At 39.3% G+C, this 11,401-nt stretch carries 9 protein-coding genes; 3 read left to right on the top strand and 6 right to left on the bottom strand.

What is annotated here, in order from left to right; all coding sequences use genetic code 11:
• Positions 1–28: 28 nt before the first annotated feature.
• From RMZ42_RS27450 to RMZ42_RS27440, 3 genes are all read right to left on the bottom strand, one after another.
• The gene (locus RMZ42_RS27450; protein WP_322674383.1) at positions 29–3,007 is read right to left on the bottom strand and encodes a serine/threonine-protein kinase PknK; all 2,979 of its coding nucleotides are present in this window, start codon (positions 3,005–3,007) and stop codon (positions 29–31) included.
• Positions 3,008–3,385: 378 nt separating this feature from the next.
• A complete protein-coding gene (locus RMZ42_RS27445; protein WP_322674382.1) occupies positions 3,386–4,024 on the bottom strand; it encodes an MOSC domain-containing protein in 639 nt (212 codons plus the stop codon).
• Positions 4,025–4,412: 388 nt separating this feature from the next.
• The gene (locus RMZ42_RS27440; protein ID WP_322674381.1) at positions 4,413–6,035 is read right to left on the bottom strand and encodes a tetratricopeptide repeat protein; all 1,623 of its coding nucleotides are present in this window, start codon (positions 6,033–6,035) and stop codon (positions 4,413–4,415) included.
• Positions 6,036–6,294: 259 nt separating this feature from the next.
• On the opposite strand from RMZ42_RS27440, the gene RMZ42_RS27435 reads away from it, so the two are divergent.
• Positions 6,295–6,666, top strand: coding sequence for an endonuclease domain-containing protein (locus RMZ42_RS27435; RefSeq protein WP_322674380.1), 372 nt, complete (start codon positions 6,295–6,297; stop codon positions 6,664–6,666).
• Between the two features lie 118 nt (positions 6,667–6,784).
• On the opposite strand, the gene RMZ42_RS27430 is transcribed toward RMZ42_RS27435, so the two are convergent.
• Together RMZ42_RS27430 and RMZ42_RS27425 are read right to left on the bottom strand one after the other, a co-directional pair.
• Complete coding sequence (locus RMZ42_RS27430) at positions 6,785–6,913, bottom strand: hypothetical protein (RefSeq protein WP_322674379.1); 129 nt, start codon at positions 6,911–6,913, stop codon at positions 6,785–6,787.
• A 76-nt stretch (positions 6,914–6,989) separates the two neighbouring features.
• Positions 6,990–7,529 carry an SH3 domain-containing protein gene (locus RMZ42_RS27425; protein WP_322674386.1) on the bottom strand — a complete coding sequence of 180 codons (540 nt, stop codon included), beginning with the start codon at positions 7,527–7,529 and terminating at the stop codon, positions 6,990–6,992.
• A gap of 311 nt (positions 7,530–7,840) precedes the next feature.
• Here RMZ42_RS27425 and RMZ42_RS27420 point away from each other — a divergent pair, with 311 nt between their 5' ends.
• Positions 7,841–8,722 (top strand): TauD/TfdA family dioxygenase, encoded by an 882-nt coding sequence (locus RMZ42_RS27420; RefSeq protein WP_322674378.1) that lies wholly within the window; start codon positions 7,841–7,843, stop codon positions 8,720–8,722.
• A 204-nt stretch (positions 8,723–8,926) separates the two neighbouring features.
• On the opposite strand, the gene RMZ42_RS27415 is transcribed toward RMZ42_RS27420, so the two are convergent.
• Positions 8,927–10,435: a UbiD family decarboxylase gene (locus tag RMZ42_RS27415; RefSeq protein WP_322674377.1), complete on the bottom strand. Its 1,509-nt coding sequence runs from the start codon at positions 10,433–10,435 to the stop codon at positions 8,927–8,929.
• 242 nt (positions 10,436–10,677) lie between these two features.
• On the opposite strand from RMZ42_RS27415, the gene RMZ42_RS27410 reads away from it, so the two are divergent.
• Positions 10,678–11,148, top strand: a complete 471-nt coding sequence (locus tag RMZ42_RS27410) for an NADAR family protein (RefSeq protein WP_322674376.1) — start codon at positions 10,678–10,680, stop codon at positions 11,146–11,148.
• Positions 11,149–11,401 lie beyond the last annotated feature (253 nt).

Below are 11,401 nucleotides of genomic sequence, written 5' to 3'. Positions count from 1 at the left end.
TGGACATTGCACAGTAGATGACCTCAATTCATCCCTCTATTATGCAACGCCGATTTAAAGCCAACTGACCAAATTTATAACCTGAATCAATATCTCCCACAATGGCACAAAGAAGAAAACCATAATTGGCATAAGCAAAAGGAGAAACGGCAGCATTACCATATTCGACGGATAATTGTACTTGTTTGCACACCGTCAAGGGCAACAGTGCAGGAGCAACAATATATGCGGGAGCAAAGATACTTGACAAAAGTCTAATGGCTGCTAATTTATAGCGATCGCTCATTTGAGGTAGTTCAATTAAATCCTCAATTCGCGTTCCACTCAAAATTGCCGCAGTGTCCGCCAATCCTTGCCCAATATCTGACGCGTTCGGTTCTTGAGGAAACTCCACCCCTAACAGCTTTAAAACTTGCAGTGCTGTGTTAACCGCTTCTAGTAGTCTGTTCTGCGCCATATAAGCTTGCATCTGGACTTCATACACTTTAATTTTGTCCAGTAGCGTCACAGCACAGTTTTGGACGATCTCAAACAATCTCTGCATTTCTTCAAAATCACCGCTCAAAAAAGCTGCCTCTGCCGCTTCTGAGTGCAGTGCTAATGTCAGTGCATATTCACACTTCCAGCTTTCTTCTGTTAACAGTCCCAAACCAACTTGCAAATATTTGATGGCGGAATCATGGGCTGTGGCTGCTTTTGCTCTTTGACCTGCGATGAGGTTTAGTTCTGCAAGTTGATATTTTTCTGTTTCAGATATCAGTAAATCAGTACCATAATTGAGTTGATTAACTAAAGCAAATATATTTTCTTTGCGTTCTTCTAGTGTTGTATTTTGTAGCAGTAATTGACCAATTTTCAGATGCGTTGCTTTCTTGCGATCGTCGGGAATTAAAGAATACGCCGCTTGTTGTACGCGGTCATGTAAAAACTTGTAATCAACCTTGACATCAGTTAAAGTAATTTCGTCAGATTCTTCCTGACTAAACACTAAGGGAATTTTGTAATCCTGATTTAACGGTAAAATTAACCCAGCTTGCAGGGCTGACCACAATTGCGCCGCAGTTGTAAGAGAAGATACTTCGTTAACGATCGCCAATACATCTAAGTTAAAAGTATTACCAATACAAGCAGCCAGTTTCAGAACTTGTTGGGTTTCTAATGACAATTTGCGAATATTTCTCGCTGTCAGTTCAACAACATTCAGGTCAGTAATGCCGATTGCTTGAATATGTTGGATATTCCATTGCCATACTCCTGAATGGAAGTCGTATGTTAGTAAGTCTTCTTGGTGTAGGGTTTTCAGCAGTTGTGTTAAGAAGAAAGGGTTTCCCCCGGTTTTGTGGAATAGTAATTCTGCTAGTGGCTGACTGTGTTCTATGTGATTCAATGTATCGCCAATTAACGCTTCTACATCCGTTAACTGCAATGATGACAAGACGATGTTATTCACCAGCGCACCAGAAGATTGAATTTTGGACAAACTCATCATCAATGGATGGGTGGGCGACACTTCATTATCACGGTATGCCCCGATTAGCAATAAATATTTGCGCTCCCTATCCGTCATCAATAGCTCAATTAAGTTTAATGATGCCGAATCTGCCCACTGCAAATCATCCAGAAAGACAATTAAGGGATGGTCTTGGTTCGTGAATACCCCAATGAATTGCCCAAAAACGCGATTGAAACGGTTTTGAGATTCTGTTGCTCCCAATTGTGTTACAGGTGGCTGAGTACCAATAATGAGTTCGACTTCGGGAATCACATCAATAATGACTTGCCCGTTTTCTCCCAACGCAGTTAACAGTTTATCTTTCCACCCTTGGATTTGGGCAACGCTTTCGGTGAGTAATTGCTGACTCAAAGATTGGAACGCCTGAATCAATGACGTGTATGGAATATTGCGTTTGAATTGATCGAACTTGCCTGCAATGAAATAACCCCTTGCCCCGACAATTGGTTTATGAACTTCATTGACGACACTCGTCTTACCAATGCCCGAATAACCAGAGACGAGCATAAGTTCGCTGTTACCATTTGCTACACGCTCAAATGCAGTCATTAATGTTGCTACTTCTGCTTCGCGTCCGTAGAGGTGTTGTCCAATCAAAAAATGCCCAGATTTATCCTGTCTCCCTGGTACAAAGTTTTCAATTTTGCCAATCACTTGAAGTTGAAACAAGCATTCCTCTAAATCCGCTTTTAGTCCCCAAGCGCTTTGATACCGCTCTTCTGCTGTTTTCGCTAACAGCTTCAAAATAATTGCACTAATTGCCTCTGGCACATCTTCCAAAACACGACACACGGTTTCGCTACAGGGTGCGACTGGCATTTTGGCGATGTGACAGTGGATCAACTCCATCGGGTCACTAGCATAAAACGGCAGCGTACCAGTTAGCATTTCATACAAGGTGACACCTAACGAGTAGAAGTCGGTGCGATAGTCGCACACCCGGTTCATTCTGCCTGTTTGCTCAGGCGACATATAGGCAAGTGTACCTTCAAGCAAATTAGGATTGCTCAAGGTAGGATTTTCTCGATCGAGGCGCGAGGAGATGCTGAAGTCAATCAGTTTGATTTCCCCTGATTCGGGATTAATTAAAATATTGTGCGGCTTAATATCTTTATGTATAATTTTTTGGGCGTGTAGCTCTCCTAAAGTCTGTGCTAAATTAATCGCCACCTTAAGAAAAGTAATCAAGGTAGTTTTTTGAGTCGCAATCACTTCTTTAAGCAAGCAACCTGGAATATCTTCCAAAACCAAAGCCAAACCATGCTGATAATTTTTTAACTCGTAGGCTTTAACAATGCCAGGAATTCGCAGTGACTCAATGATTTGATATTCGTGGCGCAGTCGAGCAACATCTTCTAGTGGTGGATGTTCGCACAGAAGAGTTTTGATCGCCACAGAGACATTATCGGTTTCTCGCCGTCCACGATAAATGACGGTTTTACTACCGGAGTGAAGGGTTTCGAGAAGTTGATAACCAGATAAAGTAGCTGTCATTGTTTTCTCTTGCAATATAAGCATTCTTAATATGCCCATGCAAGTTTAGCTTTGTAACATGTGAGACAAAAATAAGCATATTTTTACGAGATGTTACATGAATTATTTTAAATAAAAGTGTATATTATTACTTTATTTTCACGGAATTTTGCGTGTTTTTGAACTGTAATGAAGTAATGCTTATCTTATCGCAGCCGCAAGTAAAGACATGACACAACGAATCAAAGCCAACGCCTATTTTCTCTGCAACAAAAGAATCGTTGGATTTTCGCGGGAGCTAGCTTCTCGATAAAAGATATCTAATATCATGTCCGCTAGATTACTTATTAAACCTGAATAACTCCACCCCGCCAAAGCTACGCTGTGGCGGTGAGAGTGTCAATTACCTAATTTTCTCTGGAAATAGTCGCGCCAACTTTCGGGTAAGGCTTCAAGTTGAGTAGCACGGTGAAGTAACTCTGGATTATCCTGCTCGCGCACATAAAGTTGAGTGATATCGGCAACCGTGATGTTATTATTATCCCGGCTCACTAACTCTAAATTGTCTCCGGCTCCAACTTCGCCCTCTTGCAAAACACGGAAGTAAAATCCGGTTCGACGACTTGCGAGAAATTGCTTAACTATATCAGGTCGTCTAAAGCGAATCCCCAGTTTGTAGCAGGGTAAGCGAGGTTGTGTCACCATTAACCTGACATTGCCAATCTGAAAGCGATCGCCAATGTTCACTTCTTCTTCTCTCAATCCAGTAGTCGTAAAATTTTCACCAAAGATACCTAACGGCAGTTCTGTATCAGGCAATTCACCCCGCCAATACTCGTAATGCTCGAATGGGTATAGATAAACTGCTTTATCTGCTCCTCCATGAACGGTTAAATCAGCCTGTCCATCCCCGTCCAAATTAAGCGATCGCACAGTAACGCGATCGCTAACTGGCTCTTTGAAAATTCCAGTGCTAACTGTTTTCCCTTTCCAGGTAACTTCACGTGGAAGTCCGACGTTGACAGAGATAATTTTCATTTTCAGATGTTTGCATTCATAGCAGTGGACTCCTTGCAGAATAAAAACTGGGTAATATGCTTTTTAAGCAGATATTCGTTAATCATACAGTTTTCTGAAATGAGGCGATCGCATTCGTGTATTCTCCAGGTATGAATACTGCACCCAAACAAGCAGAAAAGGTGGATGTGTGGCATGAATATGTCGGATACTGTGAATTCATCGGCAATAGTAAAACTACTGACTGCTAATTAGTCCCTTGATTTTTCAGCTAAGTAATTACACAACTTCAGCTTTTTACAAGTTAATTGAATATAAGGCTAGTATTTGATTGCGTGAAAAAACTCAGCACAACTTCAAGAGGCTTCTTTCCTATTCTCTGTTTCCCGTTTCCTATAATAGTATTTATCTAGAAGTTTAAAATATCTAATGATTCTTCTATTTCTAAATCTAATATCATTTCTCGTGTATCTTTGAGTGCTTCTAGCTTCCCTTCTTTACGATAGATATCTGCCGCTTTTTGAAAATCTTCAATTGCTCCCTGTTTATCTGCAATTTCTAAACGAATATTGCCACGGTTATAATAAGCATCAGCATAACTAGGATTAATCTGGATTGCCTGAGTATAATCTTCAATTGCGCCCTCAAAATCTCCTAAATCTGAACGAGCATTCCCACGGTTGTAATAAGCATCAGCATAACTAGGATTAATTTGGATTGCTTGAGTATAATCTTCAATTGCGCCCTCAAAATCTCCTAAATCTGAACGAGCATTACCACGTTTTTTATAAGCTATAGCATCTTGAGGATTAATCTTGATTGCTTGAGGAAATCCTGGCTGAGAGCCTAATAAATAACGAGTAATTCCACGGTTTTTATAAGCATCAGCATAATGAGGATTAATTTTAATAGCTTGGGTATAATCTTCAATTGCTCCTTGATTATCTCCAACATGAGAACGAGCTTCAGCCCGATTTTTATAGGTTACGGCAACATTAGGATTAATTCTAATAGCTTGAGTATAATCATTAATCGCTTCTTCTAATCGCCCCAGTTGATAGAGAGCTAAACCTCGTTTATTGTAAAATTTAGCATCATGAATATTCATCTGGATTGCCTGGGAATAATCTGCGATCGCAGCTTCGTAATCTCCTATCTGATAGTGAGCTAAACCTCGTTTATAATATAAAATATCAACATCGCCTTGATTAACTTGTAAGGCTTGATTATAGTTAATAATTGCATTTGTATATTCTCCTTTTTGAAAGCATTCATCACCCAGATTTACATAAAATCTCTTTAAATCTTCATTATGATATTCAGGCTGAAAAGGGGATTTGAGTATTTGATGATTAGTTGGCTTAGATATAATTTCCTGTTTTGGAAGATATTTATAAATAGGTGGTTGTTGCCGAGAAGAATTATTTATAGAAGATTGTAACTGTTCTAGATAACACCATAAACCACCACCATATAGTAATTGTTCTATTCCAAAAGAAATTTTCCCAGTCTTCAACTTAATCATCTGGGTTGGGAGAAAGCCAGCCAAAAAAAGGTGATACTCAGATTGTGCTTCACTGACATCTTCTTGAATTAAAATGCAAACTACAACTGCATTTTTTTCAACTTCTTCAGAACTAATTGACCATCTAACTCTGTCAATGCGACCATGACGAGATTTAACCTCGATACCAATAGATGGGTCAGAAGTCAAGGTAAAATCTATATTACCATCGCCGCCAAATCGCTTTTCATAATCGACTTCGGTAATAAAATCAGCTAAACGTTCTTTGACAACTTCTTCACCCAACTTACCTTTGAGATAGCTAAGAAAAACATCACGCACTGGTAAAACACGCTTATATTTTTCAGCCATTTGCCAGCAAAATTCCCGTAGTGCTTTTAACCTCTCTCCAGAAATTATAGTTAATTCACTATATTGACCTTCTGTTTCACAATGAAGCAGAGAACCAGATGCTAACCTTTTAATAAAATCAGACTGTAGCGATCGCAGTAGTGTAATCCAGTCCATTTATGTTTCTGCGAATCTTTTGATGAGATTATTCTATTAAAATATCCACTCAGCGTAAAGCTTTAAATCAGCTCTTTAGGTGCAGCCATGTCTGATTATGCCAGAGTTTTGAAGAGTTGGGAGAGTGCGATCGCTGGGAATAATACATGAAATATTAGCTAACCACCAATCGCCCAAATGACCCAAAATCAAAACCCCAACCCAAACTTTCTCACCAACTCCAGTCCCCCCTCCTCGCTTGCGGGGAGGGGGTTAGGGGGTGGGGTTCCGGGATACCCTTGGCAAACCCGAACTTTGGAAAAAACTTAAGCCATTGGCGCGACAGATGCGGTGTGAACCAACTCCAGCAGAAAAGCTACTTTGGGAGAAGTTGAGACACAAGCAACTTTTGGGTTTCAAGTTTCGCCGTCAGCAAACAATTGACCGTTTTATCGTCGATTTTTACTGTAATGAAGCGCGGTTAGTGGTGGAAGTGGATGGTGAAATTCACGACTACACCCAACAGGAAGATGCGATACGTCAAGAATTTTTGGAGAGTTTGGGATTGCAGGTTGTGCGATTTAGAAATGAGGATGTTCTGGAGAGGATGGAGGGGGTGTTGCAGGATATTGCTGGTTGGTTGCAGAGATAGAACCCCACCCCCAACCCCCTCCCCGCAAGCGAGGAAGGGGCTAATTATGTGGGTTTTAGGGGTGTGTGCGATCGTATAATTTTACATAAGTTTGACAAATTTCTAAATTTTAGCCTTACTACCCCACTACTGACTTCATTAACTGTGTTGCGATCGCAGTAGTATAATCCAGTCCATTTATATTTCTGCGAATCTTTTGATGAGACTGATGAATCAGAGTCATCTTTCCTGGAAATGGATAAGCCATAACAAATATCTCAAAACCAAAATTTTAAAAGTAATTCTCATAGCCCCATCCTCGCTTGCGTCTTGAGGGTGAGGTTCTAAGAACAACTAGTAAGGGCTGCACCACATTGTTCTTCCCTTGTCAACCAACCCTTAACACCTTGATATTCCACCTGCGCCCAATCTCTCTGACAGCCTAACAATTTGACAGCCGTATTAGCAGGAATTCTTTTTAGTTTTTGGCTTTTTTGACTGCTACTAGCATAGAAATCTACGCCGTTAGTACCGTAGCCTCGCGTTGTTAAGCCTAACTTTGGCACAAATACCCATCCAGTTCCTTGAAAACCATTGCTAGCATTAGTAATCTGCACCCAATTTCCAGCAGCACCAATAACATGAACTGTTTCGCTAATGGGTATTTGTCCTATAATTACGTTATTTGTACTTGCACCACTCCGTACATTTAACCCTTGCGAATCTGTATCGGTGACGTAGGCAAAAATATCGCACTTTTGAGAATTACTTGATTTCGCTAAACTTATTTCACTAGTTATACTAGTATTGAGTATCACACTAATACAACTGAATGCCAATCCGATCGCTAACTTTGATGCTGGATTTTTCACTTTTTTTGTCATCATTTCTTCAAGTTTTTGGCATCAGTACCCAAGGCTAGAGTCTTATTGATATCTCCTAATCTACATAAACAATTTATGGTTAACTTTGTAACGTAGTTCTATCAAAGAGATTTTAGTACTGTAATAACACTTTTTATTTTACAAAATTTAATCTTGCGATGTCTACGATGGTCACTGAGCTTGTCGAAGTGCGGGCTACGCCTACACGGATAAATGCAACACAACGACATCATTAAGTATTAAGATGTCAATAGATAGTGTAGTTAACGCCAAGAATAAGTTCAAATTTCGACAAATATTCATTAAGTTATATGAGTAAAAAAATACATTCTATATCAAGTAGCATAGTTCAAGAAATTAATAATCTCGACAATGTGAGTATTTTAGAATTAGACAAAGAAGAAATTATTAGCTTATTTAAGTTTCATGGAATCTTACTTTTTAGAGGATTTGATGTTGATGTTGATATTTTTAAAGAATTTACCAATCTCTTGAGTATCAATTTTATAAATTATGCCGGTGGTGCATTCAGTAGAAGAGTAATTAATGGGGATGAGACTCTTTTAAGTGTTAATGATTTTAAATCTGAGATTAAGTTGCACGGCGAAATGTATTATCAGCAAAATATTCCACTTATGCTGTGGTTTTTCTGTGCTAATCCACCATTAGAAGATGGTGAAACTACGGTATGTGATGGTAGAGAATTTTTTCATGAAATTAGTAGTTCAACTAAAGAGTTATTCAACAAAAAGAAGTTAAAATTTAACGTTCGGATATCTCAAGATGACTGGCAGAAAAAATATCAAACAGATGATTTGAATCAGCTAGAAGAAATGTGTCGGAAAAATAATACACATTTGACAGTAAATGAGGATAAATCGATTCTGCTTGAATACATTTCTCCAGCTATTATCCCTAGCAGATGTGGAAAATATCAGGTATTTATTAATAGTCTATTGCCTACAAAGCAGTTAAACCCAAAGATTATTAATTTTGAAGATGATTCAGAAATTCCTGAAGAGGTAGTATATGAACTTAATGAAATTGCTGAAAAAATAACTACGGAAATTTCGTGGCAAAAAGGCGATATTTTAATGATTGATAATACAAGAATACTTCATGGAAGAAGGTCTTTTGCTGACGATCAAAGAGATATTTATATCAGGCTGTGTTCTCCAGCTTTTTCATTTTGATATTTGATTACACCAGGTTTCATTTATTTAAATAATATCTATCATAAGATATAGCTTTGCTGTGCTATTACTGCATTATTTATCACACAATACGTTTTAGTTAATGCTTATTGGTGTAGATAATTGGTCTTTAAAGACGCGATAAATCGCGTCTCTACATTAGGGTTTTGTTGCTCTATTTGAACTGTATTGATCTATAACAGGTTACTTCATATCATAGCCAAACAAATTTGGGTCTACTTCTCCTAACTGCAACTCTGCTAAACCATACTCCGCCCATCGTCTCTCTACCATCGCCGCCACATCTGGGTCAGATTCCAAAGGCAAACCCCATTCATGGTTTGTTTCCGGCGGCATCTTTGTAGTTGCATCAATTCCCATCCGTCCACCTAAGCCAATCTTCTCACTGGCAAAATCCAACGTATCAAAAGGTGTATTCGGCAATATAAATACATCCCGCACTGGGTCAACTTTAGAACTAATTGCCCAGACAACTTGACGCGGATCGCGAATATTTATGTCTTTATCCACAACAATTACAAATTTGGTGTAGGTAAATTGTGGTAAAGCACTCCAAAACGCTAAAGCCGCCCGTCGCGCTTGTCCCGGATATGCTTTATCTATGGAAATAATCGCCGCTTTGTAACTCAAAGCTTCCATTGGCAGGAAGAAATCGACAATTTCTGATACTTGTTGCCGCAGTATGGGCGTATAAATGCGATTTAGCGCGATCGCCATCATCGCTTCTTCTTTAGGTGGACGACCGCTAAATGTTGTTAAGTAAATCGGATTTTTCCGGTGCGTCATACACTCGAAGCGGATTAACGGCGAATCTTCAACACCGCCGTAATAACCCATGTGGTCGCCAAAAGGCCCATCTGGTAAAACTTCTCCTGGTGTAATCGTTCCTTCCAAGACAAATTCTGAATCTGCGGGAACTTCCAAATCTACAGTTTTACACTTCGCCAACTGCACGCCGGAACCGCCATAAAGTCCTGCAAACAGCCATTCTGATAAATCTACAGGTATAGGTGTAGCTGCTGCCATAATAATTAGAGGATCTACACCAAGTGCGATCGCAACTTCTAATTTTTTCCCACGTTCGGCCGCTTTTCGCAAATGCCTTGCCCCACCCCGCACCGATAACCAGTGAACGGTCATCGTATTTTTAGATTGTAGTTGTAAGCGATACACACCTACATTTGGAGTACCAGTTTCACAATCCTTGGTAATTACCAGTCCCAACGTGATAATCTTGCCAGCATCATTAATATAAGGACGTATCAAAGGCAACTTATTTAAATCTAAATCATTACCTTGAAGCACAACTTGCTGACAAGCGGGGAAAAAGTCTCGTCCTGGTTTTGCCTTCACCACATCAAACAGCACTTTTCCAAAATCTATCGCCTGGGAAATCTTCTTTGGTGGTTTTGGCTGTTGCAGCATACTCAATTTTTTCCCCAGAGTTTCCAACTCCTCTGGATGCTGCATATTCATCGCCCAGCAAATCCTTTCCACAGTTCCCATCAAATTCACCGCCACCGGAAAGGAAGCGCCTTTGACGTTTTCAAACAACAACCCTGGGCCACCTTTTTGTAGCATTCGGTTGGAAATCTCAGCAATTTCCAAGTCTGGGTCAACTAAAGCTGAAATTCGCCGTAATTGTCCTCTTTCTTCCAAAATTTTAATGAATCCCCGCAAGTCTCTCGCCATTGTTCTAATAAAGCTGATTATTTAAGAAGTGTGAAGCGCTTTCTTATATTATGGGGCATTGGGAGAGAGGACTTGGAGACAAGGAAAGCTGATGAGTAAAGTAGTAAACCTACTGTTCCAAAAGTTGTGTAAAATTACTCCCCCAGAGTGATGTTACTAACCCTTCATATAAATCAAGGGTTTTGAAACCTAAACTTTCAGTTACCCTGAAATTGATATATATATAAAAGAGCAATTTTCAAATGACCATTTACTTTTATAAGGTTTGGCAGCCTTATGGCTGTTTTTCTAACTTTTCTCTCCACGGAATCCACATTGAGGGTGCTTACTGGCCGACGGTTGAGCATTATTATCAAGCGCAAAAGTATGTAGGCAGCACAGATGCCGCAATTATACCTCTCATCCATGCTGCCGCCACCCCAGAAGAAGCTGCGACTTTGGGAAGATGTAGCACTCGCCAACTCCGTCGAGACTGGGATTTGGTTAAAACTCAAATTATGCGAGAAGCTGTACTCAAAAAGTTTCTCACTCATGCTGATATCAGAGAAGTTCTCCTGAAGACAGGTAATGAGATGTTGGTTGAAAACTCCCCAACTGATTCTTTTTGGGGCTGTGGTGCTAATAAAAGCGGTCAAAACCATCTCGGTAAAACTCTCATGAGTGTGCGTGAAGAAATTCGTAATTTACTATCTTTAACGGTAATTTACGAATAATTTAATCAAAATAGTTACATCCAACATCAAGTCAAGCAATTAAACGGGGAATAGTCAAATTCCCCAGCCAAAAACATTTAAAAAAAATTACTAATAATTTAGTTATGGCTTTGAATAAATTTTAACTAATTGATTAATGGGTAAAAATATTAAAAATATTTTTTTAATTTAAAGAAATTATTCCAGTTCTAAATTAAGTAAAATTACTGGAATAGTTTAATGATTGAGAATATAAAATTAGTAAATGTCAATG

It is taken from the genome of Nostoc sp. DedQUE05 (genome assembly GCF_034530955.1).
GTDB lineage: Bacteria > Cyanobacteriota > Cyanobacteriia > Cyanobacteriales > Nostocaceae > Nostoc.
This window is presented reverse-complemented; position numbering and strand designations above follow the sequence as displayed.

Excerpts from the sequence above, each read along its gene's own strand:
- RMZ42_RS27450 (WP_322674383.1), bottom strand. The coding sequence starts at position 3,007 with ATGACAGCTACTTTATCTGGTTATCAACTTCTCGAAACCCTTCACTCC.
- RMZ42_RS27445 (WP_322674382.1), bottom strand. The coding sequence starts at position 4,024 with ATGAAAATTATCTCTGTCAACGTCGGACTTCCACGTGAAGTTACCTGG.
- RMZ42_RS27440 (WP_322674381.1), bottom strand. The coding sequence starts at position 6,035 with ATGGACTGGATTACACTACTGCGATCGCTACAGTCTGATTTTATTAAA.
- RMZ42_RS27430 (WP_322674379.1), bottom strand. The coding sequence starts at position 6,913 with ATGGCTTATCCATTTCCAGGAAAGATGACTCTGATTCATCAGTCTCAT.
- RMZ42_RS27425 (WP_322674386.1), bottom strand. The coding sequence starts at position 7,529 with ATGACAAAAAAAGTGAAAAATCCAGCATCAAAGTTAGCGATCGGATTG.
- RMZ42_RS27420 (WP_322674378.1), top strand. The coding sequence starts at position 7,841 with ATGAGTAAAAAAATACATTCTATATCAAGTAGCATAGTTCAAGAAATT.
- RMZ42_RS27415 (WP_322674377.1), bottom strand. The coding sequence starts at position 10,435 with ATGGCGAGAGACTTGCGGGGATTCATTAAAATTTTGGAAGAAAGAGGA.
- RMZ42_RS27410 (WP_322674376.1), top strand. The coding sequence starts at position 10,678 with ATGACCATTTACTTTTATAAGGTTTGGCAGCCTTATGGCTGTTTTTCT.